Genomic DNA, 310 nt, shown 5'->3' with positions numbered 1-310 from the left:
ATCCCCTTCTGCAATAATGACGGCATGTTCAATCGTATGTTTTAGCTCCCGAACATTGCCAGGCCATTGTTATGCTTGTAGTCTTTCTTTCGCTTCCTTATCCATTTGAGGTACACCTTTTTTATAACTTTTATTATATTCGTTCAAAAAATAAGACGCTAATAATAAGACATCCTCAGTTCTTTCACGTAGCGGCGGAATATATAATGAAAAGTCATTTAATCGATAATATAAATCAGTACGAATTTTATTCCCTCTTAAACATACTTCTGGTGGCTGATTCATTGCGGTAATAACGCGAACATCTACT

The 310-nt window shown here is 35.5% G+C and carries 1 pseudogene; it reads right to left on the bottom strand.

Features of this window, described 5'->3' with window-relative positions:
* Positions 1 to 310, bottom strand: a pseudogene (locus tag KVT31_RS29465) (AAA-type ATPase lid domain-containing protein); the annotation flags it as partial.

The sequence above is a fragment of the Bacillus sp. GbtcB14 genome (assembly GCF_019091205.1).
Classification (GTDB): Bacteria; Bacillota; Bacilli; order Bacillales; family Bacillaceae_G; genus Bacillus_A; species Bacillus_A cereus_AG.
Note: the sequence above shows the minus strand (reverse complement) of the source record. Positions and strands in the feature narration are given on the sequence as shown.